The sequence below is a fragment of the Natrinema sp. LN54 genome, from assembly GCF_052439245.1.
GTDB lineage: Archaea > Halobacteriota > Halobacteria > Halobacteriales > Natrialbaceae > Natrinema > Natrinema versiforme_A.
Map to the genome: position 1 here is coordinate 384986 of NZ_JBQVRP010000003.1, position 18160 is coordinate 403145.

Sequence of the window (18160 nt, forward strand, 5' to 3'; positions counted from 1 at the left end):
GTCGCACAACGGTCCGTCGCTACGTTCGCCCGTCGGTGATCCGATCCGGTCCGAAACGGACGGTTCGACTCATCGATGAACACGAACTCTCAGCTAGACTGAACACGCGCGACGGCGTTGCGTGGGTATGGTCGCGTACAAGACGAAAGTAGCCGAACGAATCCGGCTCCCCTCGCGGGACCAGCGCGAACGAGCACTCGCCGAAGCCGGGTACAACGCCTTCAATCTCGACGCCGAGGACGTCTTCGTCGATCTCCTGACCGACAGCGGTACCGGTGCGATGAGCGACGCCCAGTGGGCGGCGCTGATGCGCGGCGACGAGTCCTACGCCGGCTCGCGGAGCTTCGACGAACTCGAGTCGGCCGTCCGGGACGTGATGGGGTTCGAGCGGGTCGTGCCGACCCATCAGGGACGGGGCGCGGAGAACGTCCTCTACGGCACCCTCCTCGAGGAGGGCGACGTCGCGCTCAACAACACCCACTTCGACACGACGCGGGCCCACGTTGCGAATCAGGGGGCCGACCCGGTCGACTGCCCCGCCGAAGGGGCTCACGACCTCGAGTCCGATGCACCGTTCAAGGGAAACTTCTCGCTCGAGCGCGCCCGCTCGGTCGTCGACGAGGTGGGTGCCGAGCGCGTGCCGCTGGTCGTTCTGACGATCACGAACAACTCGACGGCGGGTCAGCCGGTCTCCGTCGAGAACACGCGTCGGGTGCGGGACTTCGCCGACGAGATCGGTGCGACGTTCGTTATCGACGCCTGCCGGTTCGCCGAGAACGCCGGCTTCGTCCGGCGGCGCGAAGCGGAGTTCGCCGAGGCAGCTATCGACGAAATCGCACGCGAACAGCTCTCCGCCGCCGACGCCATCGTCATGAGCGGCAAGAAGGACGGACTGGCCAACGCGGGCGGCTTCGTCGCGACAGACGACGAGGCGCTGTTCGAGCGGTGCAAGCAGCGAGCGATCCTCTACGAGGGCTTTCCGACCTACGGCGGGATGTCCGGGCGAGACGTCGCCGCACTGGCCGTCGGCCTCAGGGAGGCCGTCGAGGAAGCGTACGTAGCCGACCGCCTCGATGGCGTCCGGGAGTTCGCCGCGCTGCTCGAGGACGCCGGCGTGCCGATCTACACGCCGCCCGGCGGCCACGCCGTCTACCTCGACGCCGGCGCGGCGCTCCCCCATCTCTCGGACGACGAGTTCCCGGGGCAGGCGCTGGTCTGCGAACTGTATCGAGAGGGCGGCGTCCGCGGGGTCGAACTCGGGAGCTTCGCGTTCCCCGATACGGACCGACCGGAACTGGTCCGCCTCGCGGTGCCGCGCCGTACGTATCACACCGAACACTTCGAACACGTCGCGGAGACCGCCGCAGCCGTCCTCGAGAAGCGAGAGGCGGTCGACGGACTCGAGATCGTCTCCGAACCCGAAAACCGCGAGTTACGTCACTTTACGGCCGACCTCGAGCCGATTTCGTCTTGAGTGCTGAAAACGCGACCGACCGCACGAGCGGTCCCGGGACCGCGATCAGCGACTCAAGAGCGCGCGCTGGGCCCGATCCTTCAGGCTCGGCTCCGGTTCGGACTGCCGTCCCATCCGCTGTTTCGCGAGGCTCCGGACGCCCTGCTGGGCCTGTTCGGAGGTCGCGATGTCGATCGCCCAGTCGGGGACCTGTGATTCGAGCTCCTGTCGTTTCTCGGCTTTGAGCTGACTGTACTGGCGCAACGCGAGGCCGACGCCGATGAACATAGCGGCGTCGGTCAGTTCCCGGCGGAACCGGTTTCGGTCGTTGCGGACCGCGACCGCCTTCACCAGCGAGACGAGACCGATCCCGAGGTAGAGTTTGGCGTTTCGCGACGGATTGCCGCTGAGTAACCCTTTGAGTGCCATGCGGCGGTGGCTACCACGTTCTCTCGGGAGAAAGCTCCGCCAGCAGGCGACGGGTCGTTAGTCGGACTCGGTCTCGGGACTGCCCTTGATGCCGCGGTGTCGCTGCTCGTCGATCGGTTCGATCGCGAAGCCGACCCGCTCGTAGAACGGGCGGACGCCGTCGTCGAACCGCGCCGTCAGCCGCCCTTCTCGGTCGATGGCGCGGTCGATCAACGCCCGGCCGATGCCGCGCCCGCGGTGACGGCGACGAACACCGATCGCCGAGACGTGGGCACCCCGGTCGCCGTCTCCGCCCTCCTCGAGGGACTCGAGCACGACCGTGCCGAGCACCCGTTCGCGGTTCGTGTCGGTCGTCCCGCCGCGCTCGTCGCCGGCGACCAGAACGTTTCCCTCCGCGATTCGGCTCTCGACGTTTCCCGGCTCGAGCATGGCCGCGTCGAGGATGCGCCGCACCTCGAGGGCGTCGTCCGGGGTAGCGGTGCGGACGAACATTCGTCAGGAGCGTCGGTCGGCGTGGGCTAACAACGCGTCGATCGCGGGTCGGTCGAGCATCGTTCGGCCGCGGTAGGCCGCGGTGACCGCCAGCTCGCCGGGATCCGCGGCCCGGACGTCGAAGACGATCGCGGCCGGCATCCGGCCGACGAGATCGAAGCGGCGACCGAGCGACCCGAGGCGAACGGGCTGGTCGAAGGCGTCGCCGAGGGTCGCGTCCGGATCCGCACAGATGGGATAGGGGAGGTCGTACCGCTCTTGCCACTCTCGGACTCGCTCGCGCGGTTCGGGAACGACCGAGACGACCGCACAGCCCCGCTCGCGGAACTCGTCGTAGCGGTCGGCGACGGCCCGGACCTGCCGGCGACACTGTCCCGCGTGGTGGTCGCGGTGGAGCAACAGGACGACGGCGTCGTAGGCGGGGTCCGGCTCGTCGCCCGTCGTCGGGTCCGCCGGTTCGATCGGTGCCGTCAGGTCCGCGAGCGCCAGTCGATCCGGTCCCGGGCCGACGTTCGGCAGCGTCACCTCGAGGGCGGGTTCGGCCATACGCCGCGTACCGCGTCGACCGGGAAAGCGACTAGGCTTTCGGTGGCCGAGGATCGGGCTCTCTATGGGCTTCAACACACGACGCTACTCGGGGAAACTGCCCACGTATCTTGATCGCAGGTGAGCAACCTGTTCGGTCTCTCGAGCCGTTCGGTGTAAGTCTCCTCGAGTGAGCCCCGTCGCAGAACTCAGGTCGCCGCGCGAGCCGACGGCATCACCCGCCCTTGATCAGCCGTAGGACCGTCACGTAGTCGCTCTCGACGGGCTGATCCTCGGGGACCGGGCGACCGTCGACGAGGACGCTCACCTCGTGGGGGCTCAGGTCGACCTCGCGGAGCAGGTCCGCGTAGGTCGGCGTTGCGCCGGCGGGACCGCTGGCGTCGTCGGCGTCGTCGGCCCCGCCAGCGGTATCAGCGTCGGCGGCCGCGGCCCCCGCCACCGCCTCGAGATCGAGTTCGTAGGTGTCCTCGCCCTTGACGTCGACGGTGACGTGCATACCTCGCGTTACGCGAGCGCGGCCTTGAGCGCATCGCTCGAGGCCCGCGGATCGGCCTCAATCGGCGGTCGGTTCGTCCGGACCGGGACCGACGGGCCGGTCCTGCTCGCGGTTTCGGGCGGTCCGCCAGTGGCCGACCAGCCCGCGAACGAGCGCCCCGAGGCCGAGCAGGAGGACGAGCAGGTTGATCGCGTCGCCGACGATCGGTATCGGCAGCCGACCGAGGGCGGCACCGGCGACCAGCCCGACGACGAGCGCGAGCCAGCGGTTACCGAGGCCGACCAGCGAGAGGAGCCACGCGGCGACGGCGAAACGGCCGTAGATGACGCCGATCCAGAGCAACAGGGCGAACGCGAAGCCGCCGATCAGCGACAGCGGGATGCCGACGACGGTGATCGCGAGTGCGACCAAGAGCACGGGAACCCCGACGAGGACCCCCAGTCCGACCAGCCCGGAACGGAGCGGTCCCGACGCGACGCGGTCGGCGACGCCGTCGGAGAATCGCGGGAACAGCGCGAGCAACAGGGCACCGATCAGCAGGTTCACCGCGAGGACGTAGGCCGCGAACAGCCACGACGCGAAGGGCTGGATCGTCGGCGCGACGTCGACGCCGAGCGAGGCGTCCTCCTCGATCTCGCCCGCGACCGCGTCGGTGTTGCCCTCGAGGTCGCCGTCGTAGCGCAGATCGCCCGCGATCGAGGCGCTCTCTCCCAGCCGGATCGTCTCGGCCCCGATTTCGGCGTCGCCCTCGATCGTGCCGTCGATCGTCGCGCTCCCGACGCCGGCCATCAGGGTGCCGCCGACGGTGCCAGACTCGGTGATCGTGAGACTCCCCGCACCGGTCTCGACGTCGCCGTCGACGGTGCCGGCGATAGTCACGCTCCCGCCGGCCGCCTCGAGGTCGCCGCCGACCTCGCCAGTGTTTTCGATTCGCACATCGCCCCCGACGGCGCTGACGTCGCCGGTGACGGTGCCCCGCACGACGACGCTTCCGCCGAACGCCTCGAGGCTGTCGACCGTTTCGTCCTCCTCGACGACGACCGTCCCGCCGGTCTGGCCGTTCGTCTGGGCGGCGGCCGTGGCCGGGACGATGCTACAGGCGACGAGCGCGACCAGGACCACGACGACGAGTTGCGATAGTGAATGTGTCCCAAACATCTAGTCTCTCGCTTCGCCGAGCAGGGAGTAAAACCTGTTACACAGATGTCAGGAATCGGACCGGTTGCGGGCCGATAGACCGTCTCTCGAACGATTTCTCGCGTGCGGTCGTCAGTTGCGCGCCTACTCGTCCGTCGGTGATGGCTCTTCGCCACCGGTCGGTCGCCATCGCAAGTCAAAATCGGCGCTCGGCGCGGTCGCGATCGGCCGGACTCGAGAGCGACCTTCGGGCGATTTATCTTCCGGCCGCCCCTTCGGCCGGTATGAGCGAGGCCGACGCCGAGGCGGCGGAGCCAACACCCGGGAAGACCGAAGTCTGGATCGAGAAGTATCGACCGGAGCGCCTCGACGACATCAAGGGCCACGAGAACATCGTGCCGCGCCTGCAAAACTACGTCGAGCAGGACGACCTCCCCCACCTCATGTTCGCGGGGCCGGCCGGTACCGGCAAGACGACGGCCGCGCAGGCCATCGCCCGCGAGGTCTACGACGACGACTGGCGCGAGAACTTCCTCGAGTTGAACGCCTCCGACCAGCGCGGGATCGACGTCGTCCGCGACCGGATCAAGGACTTCGCGCGCTCTTCGTTCGGCGGCTACGACCACCGCATCATCTTCCTCGACGAGGCCGACGCGCTGACATCCGACGCCCAGTCCGCGCTGCGCCGGACGATGGAGCAGTTCTCGAACAACACCCGTTTCATCCTCTCGTGTAACTACTCGAGCCAGATCATCGACCCCATCCAATCTCGCTGTGCGGTCTTCCGCTTTACCGAACTCTCCGGGAAAGCAATCGAAGCGCAGGTCCGGGAGATCGCCGCCACCGAGGACATCGAAGTGACCGACGACGGCGTCGACGCGCTGGTCTACGCGGCCGACGGCGACATGCGGAAGGCGATCAACGCCCTGCAGGCCGCCGCCGTGATGGGCGAGACCGTCGACGAGGAGACCGTCTTCGCGATCACCGCCACCGCCCGCCCCGAGGAGGTCGAGGCGATGGTCGACCACGCCATCGACGGCGACTTCACCGCCGCCCGCGCCGCTCTGGAGGATCTCCTGACCGAGCGCGGCCTCGCCGGCGGCGACGTCATCGACCAACTCCACCGCTCCGCGTGGGAGTTCGACATCCCCGAGCAGGCGACGGTCCGCCTGCTCGAGCGACTCGGCGAGGTCGACTTCCGGATCACCGAGGGCGCGAACGAGCGCCTGCAACTCGAGGCGATGCTGGCGTCGCTGGCGCTCGACGACGACAACTAACGGTCGCTCTTTGCTGCTGTATCTCCGCCACCGTCGACGCCGCGGAACGCGAACGCGACGCGGTCGTCGTCCTCGGCGACCCCGACGCTCCAGCCGTGAGCGTCGGCGATGCGCTCGACGGTACCGAGCCCGAACCCGGTGCCGTCGGCCGCGGCCAGTCGACCGGGGACGGCGTTCGTCTCGAGTCCGTCGTCGACGGTCGCGGCGTCGCCGTCGGGGGTACGCCGGGCGACGTAGAAGCCGTCCTCGGTCGCGCCGACGGTGACCACCGGCGCGTCGTCGCCCGCGTCACCCGCCCCGATTTCGGCGTCGGAATCGCCGCCCTCCGCACCGTCGACGACGGCCTGTAGCAGGTGTTCGAACAGTTCTCGCAGCCGCGCTTTGTCCGCCTCGAGTACGCGGTCGTTCGCCGCCCGGGTGACGAGCCGCGCGTCGCCGGTGTCGACGGCGACCCACGCCCGCCGCGCGACGTCGTGGACGGCGACGGGTTCGGTCTCGACGAGCACGTCGTCCCGCCGGGCGATCGCGACCAGTTGATCGACGAGTTCGCGGAGCCGCTCCTGTGCGTCGTCGACCTCCGCGAAGTGCTCCGGATCGCCGGTTTCGGCGGCCAATTCGAGGTAGCCGCGGGCGACGTTCAGCGGCGTTCGGACGTCGTCGTCGACCAGTTCCGCGATCGTCTCGAGGCGCGCTTCGGCGGCGGCGGCCTCCCGCTCCCGGCGGTTCGCCTCGGTCACGTCGCTGTAGACGATCAGCCCCTCGGGGTTGTGATCGGGCGTCCGCTCCGTCCCGTTCTCGTCGGTGGCCGCGTCTCCGCTCGCGCCCGCCTCGACCGGCACCAGCGTCAGCAGGAACTCGCGGACGCCGTCGTCGGTCTCCCGGCGACTGACGAACTGGCGGCGCTCGCCCGCCCGCAGCGACTCGAGCAGCGTCGCCCGCCGGGCCTCGAGGCCCGGCGGGACGGTGTCCTCGTCGACGGGCGCACCGACGATCGCCTCGGGGTCGGTGCCGAAGACATCGGCGAAGGTGTCGTTGACCGTCCGGACGATCGGCCGCCCGTCGTCGATTTCGTAGCGGATCGCCGGTTCCGGCACGTTCGCGAACAGGGCTCGCAAGCGGTCGCGTTCGTCCGCGAGCCGGTCGCGCTCGGCGGCGATCTCGTCGCGCTCGGTCGCTATCCGGTCCCGTTCCGTCCGCAGTCGATCCCGCGCCGTGTCGTGGCTCGCGTCGGCGTCGATCCGCTCGAGGACCGCGGCGGCACCTCGACACCACGTCGCGAGCAGGTCGCAGTCGCCCTCGTCGAACGCCGCCGGCTCCGCGGCGGCGATCTGCAGGATACCCACGTCGCCGACCGGGACACAGCACAGCGACGCGATCCCCTCGAGCGGGGTCGGTAACCGGTCGTCGGCCGTGATATCGTCGATCCGAAGCACCTCGCCCGTTCGGAGTGCCTCGCCGAGGGGCCCCTCGCGCGACAGCGGCTCGAGGTCGGCCTCGGAAACCGTCGGCGCGGTCGCTCGCGGCGTGAACTCCCCGAAGTGAACGGTCGACAGCCAGCAGGACTCGCGCTCGAGGGCGTCGGCCGCGCTCTCGACCAGCAACTCGAAGAGCCGGTCACGGTCGCGACAGGCCACCAGTTCGGGGACCGACTCGAGGAGCCGGGCGGCCGGCCCGGTCGAGTCGGCCGGATCGCCGGTCGACGGCGCTCGCTCGCCGCCCATCGCGATCACGTCGTCTTCGCTATCTGTCTCCGGTTCCGTCTCGGTATCGGCGTCGGCGGTCGCCCCGTTCTGGCCCCTGCAGACCCACTCGATCTCGTCCGCGAGGTATGCGACGGCGTCGTCGGTATCACGGCGGACGTAGCCGTCGATCCCGCCCGTCGAGCGGGCGGCCGTCGGCGCGAACGACGATTCGGTAAAGAGGATCACGGGCGTCGCGCCGCAGGCGTCGACGACCTCGAGCAGCGCGGAGCCGGCCGCCGTCGTCGGCGTCTCGGCGAAGACGACGCAGTCGGCCTCCGGGGCCCAACTCCGGACCCGCTCGACCGCGGTGACGGCGTGGACCGACCGCTTCGGGCCCGAGGGATGGTCCTCGAGTTCCGCGGCGCCGTCGCTCGCGGCCGTCTCCGAGCCGGCAACGTAGAGTACCGTCCGCGGTCGCGGGTTCGCCGGTGTGGTCGTCGTGCCGTCGCCGTTCAAGTGTCTGTGTTGCGTGAGACTCTCCCCCGATAAAACGGTATCCCCGATATCGATCACTGAGTCGTTCCTCGCGATCGTCGGATTCAAACCGAGACCCGGTGACCGGCCCGCAGTCGGAGCGGGCTACGAATCCGCGGGGTCGTGACCGCCGGCAGCCCCCAGCGCCGACCGAGCCCAGACGATCCAGTAGCCGCCGACGAGCGCGGCGGTCACGAGCCAGCAGCCGCCGAGGGGCGCGTACCACTCGAGCATGTAGGCTGGTGCGGTGTCGACGAAGCGGCCGACGCCGACGGCGGCGACGACCGCGGCTGCGGTGACGAACAGCAACCGGTCCTCGTCCACGCCGGCCCGCCAGAACCGCAGCGAGCCGGCCCGTCGGACGTCCACGGCGACGAGCGCGACTGCGGCCGCGGTCGCGCCGACGGTCAGGCCGATCGCGACGTCGAGATCGAGCACGTACGCGCCGGCGATGACGTCTCCGATACCGACCGGCACGAGCGGGAGGACGAAGGAGAGTCCTGGTCCACCGTTCCAGATCGCATAGCACAACGGCACGAGCAGGATCGTCGGGGTCACCAGCGCGATGAAGACCGTGCTGAGCGTGTCCAGCCCCGTCGTCAGCGTATTGCGCAGCGCGTCGGTGACCGGCACCCGCGTTCCGAGGTAGCTGGCCCAGAACATCGCGACCAGCCCCAACAGGTACACCACGGTGAGCGCCGTTCGTCGCCGCTCGAGTCCGAGCAGCGGGTGCTCGAGGGCGGCACCGATAGCCGCTCGCGTGTCGAGCGATCGACGGTCGTCGGTTTCGGTGCTCACGGGTCCTCCGCGATGACCGTCGCGAGCCCGTCGTGGTCGGGCCCCTTTTCGTTTCGCAGGTCGATCGTGCCGGGGGCGATTTCCCAGCCGTCCTCGGCGAAGATCGCCTCGACGGTGTCCCGACCGCGCTCGTAGGAGGCGATACCGTGTTTCGGGCGGGCGCTCGTGTCCTCGTGGGCCTGCATCGAGACGATGCTCTCGAACGACCAGCACCGGACGTGTCGCCGCCCGTTGGTCCCGTAGTAGGTCTGGGCGGACGTCGCCTGCTGGCGCACGTACGCTTCGCGCTCCCGATCCCACGCGAACCGGGTGTACTCTTCGGGACTGCGGACCCACCCCTCGTCGTCGAGGACGGACATGACGCGCTCGAGGCCCCGTTCGCCGTCGGCCTCGGGGAGGAGCACGACGTTGAACGGTGCGGTCGCGCGGAACCCGTTTCTGGTCGGCTCGTAGTGGTAGCGGCCGATCGGCGCGTCGCTCTCGTCGGTGATCGGTTCGTCGAGCCAGTCGGCGACTTCCTCGGGGGGTTCGGCGGCCTCGACCGTGCCGCTGGGGTCCGTCGCGTTCGGCGGCGAGGGGAGGAGCGTCACGCCGATCGTCGTTCCGATACCGGTCAGGCCCGCCTTCCGGAGCAGGGACCGTCGCGTCGACATGATCAGCGGTCGCCCCTGTTTCGGGACCCGTCACCGCGCCCGTGTCCGTCCGCGGGAGGGTTCGGAACCGTCCGATCGCACCTCCCGGATCGACTCACCTGTCCACCCGTCCGACTCCGTTCCATTCCCACCATTATACGTGTATTTTATCGACAGATACTTATTATTTTCCTATCACTTCTCTCGGCACTGGCGGCGCAACTGTGCATCGACGAGCCGCCGCGCGAGCGCCGCGAGGGATTGACGGACACCGTCTATCCGCGGTATCGGCGTTCCGGTACGAGGTGTTCCCGTTCACAACTGTCTCGCTCATAGTCGCGTCGGATGCTGGTTTCGCGACGGCAGTTGCGGAACTGTTTTACGCGCTGCAGGGCGAATACACGCGTAATGAGCGAACTGGCGGAGGAATACCGCCTCGAGTACTTCGAGGAAGAAGGGTTCGAGCGCAAGGAGTGCCCGGAGTGTGGCGCTCACTTCTGGACGCGCGACCACGACCGGGTGACCTGCGGTGAGCCGCCCTGCGAAGAGTACGGCTTCATCGACAACTCGGGCTTCGATGGGTCGTACAGCCTCACCGAGATGCGCGAGGCCTTTCTCTCTTACTTCGAGGCCAACGACCACGAGCGAATCGATCCCTACCCCGTCGCGGCGAACCGCTGGCGCGACGACGTCCTGTTGACCCAGGCGTCGATCTACGACTTCCAGCCGCTGGTCACCAGCGGCGAGACGCCGCCGCCGGCGAACCCGCTGACGGTCTCCCAGCCCTGCATTCGGATGCAGGACATCGACAACGTCGGCAAGACCGGCCGACATACGATGGCCTTCGAGATGATGGCCCACCACGCGTTCAACACGCGCGAGGATGTCCCCGAGGACAAGTACGCCTACCACGGCGAGGTCTACTGGAAGGACCACACCGTCGAACTCTGCGACGGCTTCTTCGACTCGATGGGCGTCGATCTCGACGAGGTCATCTACATTGAGGACCCGTGGGTCGGCGGCGGCAACGCCGGCCCCGCCATCGAGGTCATCTACCGCGGCGTCGAACTCGCCACGCTGGTCTTCATGTCCATGGAGCAAGACCCCGACGGCGAGTACGAGATGAAAGACGGGAACCGCTACAGCCCGATGGACACCTACATCGTCGACACCGGCTACGGGCTCGAGCGGTGGACGTGGGTCTCCCAAGGGACGCCGACCGTCTACGAGGCGGTCTACCCCGACATGATCGCCTTTTTGAAGGAGAACGCCGGGCTCGACCACACCGACGAGCAGGAGGAACTGATCCACCGCGCCGCGAAACTCGCGGGCCACATGGACATCGACGAGGCCGAGGACATGGAGACCGCCCGCAGCGAGATCGCCGCCGAACTCGACGTCGCCGTCGACGACCTCGAGGCGCTGATGGAGCCCCTCGAGGACATCTACGCCATCGCCGACCACTGCCGCACGCTCGCCTACATGCTCGGCGACGGCATCGTTCCCTCGAACGTCGGCACGGGCTATCTCGCGCGGATGGTCCTCCGACGTACCAAGCGGCTCTGTGACACCGTCGGCATCGACGCGCCGCTGGACGAACTGGTCGACATGCAGGCCGAGCGCCTCGAGTACGAGAACCGCGACACGATCCGGGACATCGTCCGCACCGAGGTCGAGAAGTACCGCGAGACGCTCGAGCGGGGCGGTCGCCGGGTCGAGACGCTGGCCGAGGAGTACGCGAAGAAAGGCGAGCCCATTCCGACCGAGGAGCTGATCGAACTCTACGACTCCCACGGCATCCAGCCGGACATGGTCGCCGAGATCGCCGAGGAGACGGGCGCGGACGTCGATATCCCCGACGACTTCTACAGCCTCGTCGCGAAGCGCCACGACACGCCCGAGGCGGCCGCCGAAGACGAGGACGAGGCGGACGAGCGCTTCGAGGACCTGCCGGAGACGGAGAAACTCTACTACGACGACCAGCAGCGCACGCAGTTCGAGGCGGTCGTGCTCGACGTCTTCGAGCGCGAGGACGGCTACGACGTCGTCTTGGACCAGACGATGTTCTACCCCGAGGGCGGTGGCCAACCGGCCGATACGGGGACGCTCTCGACCGACGATACGACCGTCGAGGTCGCGGACGTCCAGATCGAGGACGGCGTCATCCTCCACCGGACCGACGAGGACCCCGGCAAGGGCGAACTGGTCAACGGACAGATCGACGGCGGTCGCCGACGCCAGCTCATGCGCCACCACACGGCGACCCACATCGTCATCCACGCCGCGCGACAGGTGCTGGGCGAGCACATCCGGCAGGCCGGTGCCCAGAAGGGCGTCGAAAGTTCGCGGATCGACGTTCGCCACTACGACCGGATCTCCCGCGAGGACGTCAAGCAGATCGAGCAACGGGCGAACGAGATCGTCATGGACAACACGCAGGTCACCCAGGAGTGGCCCGACCGCCACGACGCCGAGTCCGAACATGGCTTCGATCTCTATCAGGGCGGCATCCCCCCGGGCGAGCAGATCCGGCTGATTCACGTCGAGGAAGACGTCCAGGCCTGCGGTGGCACCCACGTCGCCCGCACCGGCGATATCGGCTCGATCAAGGTCCTCAACACCGAGCGAGTCCAAGACGGCGTCGAGCGAATCACCTTCGCCGCCGGCGAGGCCGCCATCGAGGCCACCCAGACCAAAGAGGACGCGCTGTACGACGCCGCCGCGGTCCTCGACGTGTCCCCCGAAGACGTGCCCGAGACCGCCGAACGGTTCTTCGACGAGTGGAAGGCTCGAGGCAAGGAGATCGAGGACCTCAAAGAACAACTCGCCGAGGCCCGCGCCGGCGGCGGTGGCGGCGGCGAGGAAGTCGACATCGGCGAGACGACGGCCGTCATCGACCGGATCGACGCCGATATGGGCGAACTCCGTGCGACCGCAAACGCCCTCGTCGAAGAGGGCAAGATCGCAGTGCTGGGCAGCGGCGAGAGCGGCGCCCAGTTCGTCGTCGCGGTGCCCGACGACGTGGGCGTCAACGCCGGCGACGTCGTCGGCGAACTCGCATCCAAGGTCGGCGGCGGCGGTGGCGGCCCGCCGGACTTCGCGCAGGGCGGCGGCCCGAACGTCGATGACTTAGACGACGCGCTCGAGGATGCCCCCGACGTGTTGCGCCAGATCCTCAACGCCTGATTCGGCGGTTTCGCTAGGCCGATCGCTCGAGTCGAAATCGGTCCCTTCTTTCGGTACCCGTCCCGTCGATTCTCCCATGCCCACTGCATCGAACGGATCGGTCTCGCTGTACTACGACCGCGCGGGGGAGGGCGTGCCCGTCGTCTTCGTCCCCGAGGCCGGCCTCGGCGGCTGGCTCTGGGGCTGGCAACACGCCGCCGTCGCCGGCCCCCACGAGGCCGTCGTCTGGGATCTCCGCGGAACCGGCCGCTCCGATGCCCCGCCCGGTCCGTACGATCTCGAGACACTCGTCGCCGACCTCGAGGCGGTCCTCGCCGACTGCGAGATCACCAGCGCCCACCTCGTGGGCTGCGGGCTCGGCGGCGTAATCGCGCTGGCGGCGGCCCGGACCTCGAGTCGCGTCGAGACGCTGACGCTGTTCGGGACGGCGGCTGAGGGATCGGCGTTCGACCTCGAGCCGCTGTTCGCGTCGCCGGACGATCCCGATGCGCTCCAGAAGTCCCTCGAGGCGGGTTTCTCCGAAGAGTTCCGCGAGGCCCAGCCCGACGCAGTAGAGGGCATCGTCGACTGGCGGGTCGACGGCGACGCCGATCGGGCGGGCTGGGAGGCACAGGTCGCGGCCCTCGAGGGGTTCGACGCGACCGAGTGGTTGGTCGAGGTGACACAGCCGACGCGGGTGATCCACGGCGAGGCGGACGAACTGGTGTCGCCCGCGGCCGGACGGGAACTGGCTCGCGGGCTTCCGCGCGGGGAGTTCACCGGACTCGAGGGTGCGGGCCACCTCGCCTTCGTCGAGCGCTCGCGGACGGTCAACGATCTGTTGCTGGGCTTTCTCGAGGAGCACACTGACGACGACTGAGTCGACTCGTCGCTTCAGCGCGCCGTCTCTCTGCACCCGTCGTCCCCTGCTTGCGACTGACCCCCTATCTACTACGTACTCGAGCGTGGGAGAATACCCCGTGACCCTCTCGCTGGCTCGCCGGGCCGAGCAGTTCCCGGATCGGACGGCGGTCGTCGACATCTCCGAGCAGCGGCTGTACGCGCCGGCGGAGACGATCCACGAGGATCGGGTCTCCTACGACGAGTTATCGACGATCGCGACGCGGACGGCCGAGCGGCTCGCGGCGCTGGATGTCGGCCCGGGAGACACCGTCTGTCTCGTCACGCGAAACCGGGTCGCCGCGCTCGCGCTGGTTTTCGCCTGTCGGCGACTCGGTGCGACGTTCGCGCCGATTTCGCACCTGCTGACGCCGGCCTCCGTCGAGCGCCCGTTCGACGTCCTCGATCCCGATCTGGTCGTTTCGGAGGCGGCCCAACGGGATCTGGTGCGGTCGATTCCCTTCGATCGGACGGTGACACTCGAGGAACTCGCCGACGCTGATCGCGCCACTGTCGATTTCGACGAGCGGCGCGCGGCGGCGGGCAACAACCCGCTACTGGCTCTCCACGGCGACACGGGGCGTCCGATCGCCGGCTATTCCGCCGCGGCCGTCGAGCACAACTGCTCCACGGCCGTCGCGGCGTGGGGGCTCGCCGCGAACGATATCGTCCCGCTGACCACACCGCTGTCGGCCGCGGACGCCCTCATTCGCGTCGCGCTGTCGGTGCTGTACGCCGGCGGCACCCTCTTGCTCGATCGCGCGTTCGATCCCGGTGACGCGCTCGCCGCGATCGAGTCCGAGTCGGCGACGTTCTTGCCCGGCCGGGCGACGACCCTTCGTGATCTCGCCGCCGAATCCGGTTTCGACGCCGCCGTCGACTCGCTCGAGCGAGCGGTCTGTGCGGCCCCGGTCAGCGAGGACGTGATCGCGGCCTACCGCGATCGGGTGGTTCCGGTCGCGCGGGTCTACGGCCGTCTCGAGTGTCCGACCGCGCTGAGCCAGGGGTTCGAGGCGGGTGCGAGCGGAGCCGATACCGACGAGACCGCCGTCGGCCGGCCGGTTCCCGACTGTCGAGTTCGCCTGGTCGACGACGACGGAACGGTGCTGGACGGTCAGGCGACCGGCCGACTGCAGCTCTCCGGGCCGATGGTCGCCGACGGATACGTAAACGCCGCCGGGACCGACGAGGAGAACTGGTACGAGCCCGCGGAACTGCACAGCGAGGACCACGACGAGGCCGATGATCGCGGCGAGTTTGCCGACGGGTGGTTCGACACCGGTGACCGAGTCCGTCGCGACGCCGACGGTCGGTATTATCTCCAGTGAGGCGTCGCGGATCGGCCGCGCCCGTTTCGCGTCGGATTTTCGACTGCGACCGCGACCGGATTCCGTTCATTCGACGGCCACGGAACGCCGGTCCTAGCCGTCAGCGGTTGCGGCAACGGCGGCGCGGGACGGAAAGTCTATGCGTCTCGAGTGGCCACTAGCGTCCCGTGAGTCAGCTCCGAATTGCCGTCCTGAACGCGGCCCATCGGGACGAGAACACGACGCGGAACTTCCGACGCGAACTCGACGCTTCGCTCGCCGAATTCGACGCCACCGACGGCACGGTCCCCGACGACTTCGCGTACGACGGGGCCGTCGTCACCGGCTCTCGAGCGTCGGTCTACTGGGACGAAGAGTGGATGGCCCCCATCAAGGAGTGGGTCGGCGAGGCGATCGATCGTGGCGTTCCCTTCCTCGGCGTCTGTTGGGGCCACCAGCTACTGGCCGATGTCCTCGGGGGCACCGTCGAAGACATGGGCGTCTACGAAGTCGGCTACAGCGAGATCGAGCACACCGGCGAGTCGCGGCTGTTCGACGGCATCGACGAGTCCTTTACCGCCTTCACCAGCCACTCCGACGAGGTCGCCGCCCTCCCGCCGGGTGCCGAGCCCCTCGCCGAAAACGACTACTCGAACCACGGCTTCCGCAAGGACCGGGTCTTCGGCGTCCAGTTCCACCCCGAGTACGACACCAAGACCGCCCGCGAACTCGTCCACCGGAAGGAACTCTCCGACGAGCGCCTCGAGTCCATCCTCGGCGAGATCACCGAGGCGAACTACCAGCGGGCCTGCGAGGCGAAACTGGTCTTCGACAACTTCCTCGAGTTCGTCCGCGAGGTAAAGCGAGCGGACGGCGTTGCCAGCGATGAAGCGACGGGAGACGTGTCGGCTGTTCGCGGTTCCGATTAACGACGACTCTACTGATTTTCGACGCATCACGTTTTGGTGACGCCTCTCAAGTGGCGGAATCGGAGCGAAAAACAGCAACATCCGCAAAAACGGCCACAGTCTCAGCAGTCGTCAGTCGGCCGCAACTTCGACCTTCGCTTCGTCTGCCTTGCCGATCGCCTCGACGATGAGTTCGGCCACGTCGACGACTTCGATGTCGTCCTCGTAGCCGCCGGTCTTGCGGCCGTCCTCGTACATCGTCATGCACATCGGACAGGCGACGACGAACTTCTCGACGCCGCTGCCGGCGTCGGTGTCCTCGAGCGCTTCCCGGATCCGCTCCTCGCTGGGTTTGGGCTCCTCTTCGAAGTCCATCCAGAGGCCGCCACCGCCGCCGCCACAACAGAAGGAGTTGCTGCGGTTGCGGGGCATCTCGTCTAACGTACAGCCCGTGGCCGTGATGAGTTCGCGCGGGGCCTCGTACTCGTCGTTGTACCGCCCGAGGTGACACGGGTCGTGGTAGGTGACGGTGTAGTCGAGTTCGGTGCCGTTCAGGTCGAGCTTGCCCTCCTCGACCAGTTCCTCGACGGCTTGGGTCCAGTGGTAGACGTCGATCTCGCCGTCCTCGTTCCACTGCTCTTCGTAGTCGAAGGGCATCATTGGGTCGTCCGCGAACTCCTCGAAGTCGACCTCCGGATACTCGTTCTTGAAGGTGTTGTACGAGTGGGGATCGGTACAGACGATCTTGTCGAACTCGCAGTCGTCCCACGTCTCGACGTGGTGGCCGGCGAGTTCGATGTAGAGGAACTCTTCGCCGACGCGGCGGATGTCGTTGCCGTCGAACTTCTCGTCGTCGAAGAGGATGCCGAAGCTCACGTCGGCCTCTTTGAGGATGGTCGCCAGCGAGCGGGCGACCTGCTTGTTGCGCTCGTCGTAGCTCGGGAAGTCGCCGACGTACCAGAGGTAGTCGACTTCCTCCTCGCGGGCGTCGGTGACATCGAAGTCCAGTTCGTCGGCCCAGTCGCCGCGATTGCGCGGCGAGTCGCCGAAGGTGTTGCCGTTTTGCATGACGTTCTGGAAGACGTCCTGCATGCTGGGGGCGACGTCGCCCTGATCGGCCATCTGGCGGTTGAGCCGGGTAAAGCTCTTGAGGTGCTCGATCTCGACGGGACAGGCGTCCATACAGGCCATACAGGCCATGCAGGACTCCATGGTCTCCGAGTTGATGACGCTCGTCCCGCCGTCGGCGATGATGGGTTGCTCCTCGCCGCCGGCCTCGAGGTCCTCGCGGTAGGATTTCAGGTCGAGGATGACGTTGCGCGGGTCGAGCGGGCGGTCGGACGCCTTCGCGGGACAGACCGAGGAACACCGGCCGCACTTGGTACAGGCGTCCTGATCGAGGATTTCCTTCCACGTGAAGTCGTCGATGGACTCGGCGTTGGTCGCGTCCAGATCCGAGGGGATATTCGGCAGGCGCTGGCCGGCCTTCTCGTCGCGCGTGACGACGTTCGCGAAGGAGGAGATCATGTGGAACGGCTTGGCGTAGGGGATCCACGCGATGAAGAAGAACGCGATCAGCGAGTGAGACCACCACGCGAGCCAGTGGAGGTTCTCGACGTTCAGGCCGCCACCGTTGAGGCCGGCCTGTTCGGCTCCCAGCGTCGGGAGTCCGATCGCGTCGAAGCCGAGCGCCATTCCGTAGGCGACGAAGCTGACGATTTCGTGGTCCGGGATCCCGGCGCTGTAGACACGGAGGCCCTCGAGCAGGAAGCCGCCGACACCCAGCGCGAACAGCGTCCAGATGAAGAGATCGTCCTCGCTCGAGGTGTGGCGGTCCCAGAGGCGATGGTTGCGGACCCAGTACCGTCGGTACATGGCCATCCCGATGCCGACGACGAACAGCAGCCCCATGGCGTCGACGATGAACTGGTAGGCGAGATAGAAGTCACCGTTCCAGAAGGAGAGGTGGAGGAGTTTCTCCGCGGCGTACTCCTCGGCCATGAGGATGAGCGTCGCGATAAACAGCGTCAGGAATCCCCAGAGGATAAACGAGTGCATCAGGCCGCCGTAGAGATCCCTGTTGAACTGTTTCTCGTTCGAGAGCACGATCTTGGCCGCGCTCGCGATACGGTTCTGCAGATCGTTCACACGAGGGAACGAATCGTCGTCGCCCGCCGCATAGCGGGCGAACCGCCGGTAGACGCCGTACGTGAAGACGGCGACGGCGGTAAACGCGAGGAGGTAGAACACCGCGTATTCCACGCTGGTGATTCCCCAGTACGTGTCCCTCGCGACGTCTGACTGTGCTAACGCGTGCATGTCCATTGAGGGGGAGGGCTGTAACTTAATTCTTGCCACACTGCTCGGCAGACCACCCCTGCGCCGTCTTGCGAAAATTTTCGGA

General features: G+C 67.8%; 15 protein-coding genes. 6 read left to right on the forward strand and 9 right to left on the reverse strand.

Annotated elements, in window-relative coordinates:
• Positions 1 to 127: 127 nt before the first annotated feature.
• Positions 128 to 1474, forward strand: coding sequence for a tryptophanase (locus tag ACT4ML_RS11210; RefSeq protein WP_444720938.1), 1347 nt, complete (start codon positions 128 to 130; stop codon positions 1472 to 1474).
• A 45-nt stretch (positions 1475 to 1519) separates the two neighbouring features.
• Here the strand turns inward: ACT4ML_RS11210 and ACT4ML_RS11215 are convergent, their stop codons facing one another.
• The 5 genes from ACT4ML_RS11215 to ACT4ML_RS11235 all read right to left on the reverse strand — a co-directional run bounded on the left by ACT4ML_RS11215 (position 1520) and on the right by ACT4ML_RS11235 (position 4574).
• Positions 1520 to 1882: a hypothetical protein gene (locus ACT4ML_RS11215; protein ID WP_138243343.1), complete on the reverse strand. Its 363-nt coding sequence runs from the start codon at positions 1880 to 1882 to the stop codon at positions 1520 to 1522.
• Positions 1883 to 1939: 57 nt separating this feature from the next.
• Positions 1940 to 2374 carry a GNAT family N-acetyltransferase gene (locus tag ACT4ML_RS11220; RefSeq protein WP_444720939.1) on the reverse strand — a complete coding sequence of 145 codons (435 nt, stop codon included), beginning with the start codon at positions 2372 to 2374 and terminating at the stop codon, positions 1940 to 1942.
• A gap of 3 nt (positions 2375 to 2377) precedes the next feature.
• Positions 2378 to 2920 carry a redoxin domain-containing protein gene (locus ACT4ML_RS11225; protein ID WP_444720940.1) on the reverse strand — a complete coding sequence of 181 codons (543 nt, stop codon included), beginning with the start codon at positions 2918 to 2920 and terminating at the stop codon, positions 2378 to 2380.
• Between the two features lie 214 nt (positions 2921 to 3134).
• On the reverse strand, positions 3135 to 3416 hold the full coding sequence (gene samp2, locus ACT4ML_RS11230) for a ubiquitin-like small modifier protein SAMP2 (RefSeq protein WP_444720941.1): 282 nt from the start codon (positions 3414 to 3416) through the stop codon (positions 3135 to 3137).
• A gap of 57 nt (positions 3417 to 3473) precedes the next feature.
• On the reverse strand, positions 3474 to 4574 hold the full coding sequence (locus ACT4ML_RS11235) for a bactofilin family protein (protein ID WP_444720942.1): 1101 nt from the start codon (positions 4572 to 4574) through the stop codon (positions 3474 to 3476).
• Between the two features lie 263 nt (positions 4575 to 4837).
• On the opposite strand from ACT4ML_RS11235, the gene ACT4ML_RS11240 reads away from it, so the two are divergent.
• A complete protein-coding gene (locus ACT4ML_RS11240; protein ID WP_444720943.1) occupies positions 4838 to 5830 on the forward strand; it encodes a replication factor C small subunit in 993 nt (330 codons plus the stop codon).
• Here ACT4ML_RS11240 and ACT4ML_RS11245 read toward each other — a convergent pair.
• From ACT4ML_RS11245 to ACT4ML_RS11255, 3 genes are all read right to left on the reverse strand, one after another.
• Positions 5827 to 8028 carry a GAF domain-containing protein gene (locus ACT4ML_RS11245; protein ID WP_444720944.1) on the reverse strand — a complete coding sequence of 734 codons (2202 nt, stop codon included), beginning with the start codon at positions 8026 to 8028 and terminating at the stop codon, positions 5827 to 5829. The two genes, ACT4ML_RS11240 and ACT4ML_RS11245, sit on opposite strands and share 4 nt — an antisense overlap.
• Before the next feature lie 123 nt (positions 8029 to 8151).
• Entirely contained in the window at positions 8152 to 8844 is a 693-nt protein-coding gene (locus tag ACT4ML_RS11250) for a hypothetical protein (RefSeq protein ID WP_444720945.1), read from the reverse strand.
• Positions 8841 to 9497, reverse strand: a complete 657-nt coding sequence (locus tag ACT4ML_RS11255; protein ID WP_444720946.1) for a hypothetical protein — start codon at positions 9495 to 9497, stop codon at positions 8841 to 8843. The genes ACT4ML_RS11250 and ACT4ML_RS11255 overlap by 4 nt, the downstream gene beginning before the upstream one ends.
• Before the next feature lie 387 nt (positions 9498 to 9884).
• On the opposite strand from ACT4ML_RS11255, the gene alaS reads away from it, so the two are divergent.
• The 4 genes from alaS (at position 9885) to ACT4ML_RS11275 (ending at position 15777) form a co-directional block, all read left to right on the forward strand.
• On the forward strand, positions 9885 to 12662 hold the full coding sequence (gene alaS, locus ACT4ML_RS11260; RefSeq protein WP_444720947.1) for an alanine--tRNA ligase: 2778 nt from the start codon (positions 9885 to 9887) through the stop codon (positions 12660 to 12662).
• Between the two features lie 76 nt (positions 12663 to 12738).
• Entirely contained in the window at positions 12739 to 13521 is a 783-nt protein-coding gene (locus ACT4ML_RS11265; RefSeq protein ID WP_444720948.1) for an alpha/beta fold hydrolase, read from the forward strand.
• A 100-nt stretch (positions 13522 to 13621) separates the two neighbouring features.
• On the forward strand, positions 13622 to 14869 hold the full coding sequence (locus ACT4ML_RS11270) for a class I adenylate-forming enzyme family protein (protein WP_444720949.1): 1248 nt from the start codon (positions 13622 to 13624) through the stop codon (positions 14867 to 14869).
• Between the two features lie 167 nt (positions 14870 to 15036).
• Positions 15037 to 15777, forward strand: a complete 741-nt coding sequence (locus tag ACT4ML_RS11275; RefSeq protein ID WP_444720950.1) for a type 1 glutamine amidotransferase — start codon at positions 15037 to 15039, stop codon at positions 15775 to 15777.
• Between the two features lie 111 nt (positions 15778 to 15888).
• On the opposite strand, the gene ACT4ML_RS11280 is transcribed toward ACT4ML_RS11275, so the two are convergent.
• Positions 15889 to 18075 (reverse strand): heterodisulfide reductase-related iron-sulfur binding cluster, encoded by a 2187-nt coding sequence (locus ACT4ML_RS11280; RefSeq protein WP_444720951.1) that lies wholly within the window; start codon positions 18073 to 18075, stop codon positions 15889 to 15891.
• Positions 18076 to 18160: the final 85 nt, after the last annotated feature.

Coding starts and splice junctions, on each gene's coding strand:
- ACT4ML_RS11240 (WP_444720943.1), top strand. CDS start 4,838: ATGAGCGAGGCCGACGCCGAGGCGGCGGAGCCAACACCCGGGAAGACC.
- ACT4ML_RS11255 (WP_444720946.1), bottom strand. CDS start 9,497: ATGTCGACGCGACGGTCCCTGCTCCGGAAGGCGGGCCTGACCGGTATC.
- ACT4ML_RS11215 (WP_138243343.1), bottom strand. CDS start 1,882: ATGGCACTCAAAGGGTTACTCAGCGGCAATCCGTCGCGAAACGCCAAA.
- samp2 (WP_444720941.1), bottom strand. CDS start 3,416: ATGCACGTCACCGTCGACGTCAAGGGCGAGGACACCTACGAACTCGAT.
- ACT4ML_RS11265 (WP_444720948.1), top strand. CDS start 12,739: ATGCCCACTGCATCGAACGGATCGGTCTCGCTGTACTACGACCGCGCG.
- ACT4ML_RS11235 (WP_444720942.1), bottom strand. CDS start 4,574: ATGTTTGGGACACATTCACTATCGCAACTCGTCGTCGTGGTCCTGGTC.
- alaS (WP_444720947.1), top strand. CDS start 9,885: ATGAGCGAACTGGCGGAGGAATACCGCCTCGAGTACTTCGAGGAAGAA.
- ACT4ML_RS11280 (WP_444720951.1), bottom strand. CDS start 18,075: ATGCACGCGTTAGCACAGTCAGACGTCGCGAGGGACACGTACTGGGGA.
- ACT4ML_RS11220 (WP_444720939.1), bottom strand. CDS start 2,374: ATGTTCGTCCGCACCGCTACCCCGGACGACGCCCTCGAGGTGCGGCGC.
- ACT4ML_RS11225 (WP_444720940.1), bottom strand. CDS start 2,920: ATGGCCGAACCCGCCCTCGAGGTGACGCTGCCGAACGTCGGCCCGGGA.
- ACT4ML_RS11210 (WP_444720938.1), top strand. CDS start 128: ATGGTCGCGTACAAGACGAAAGTAGCCGAACGAATCCGGCTCCCCTCG.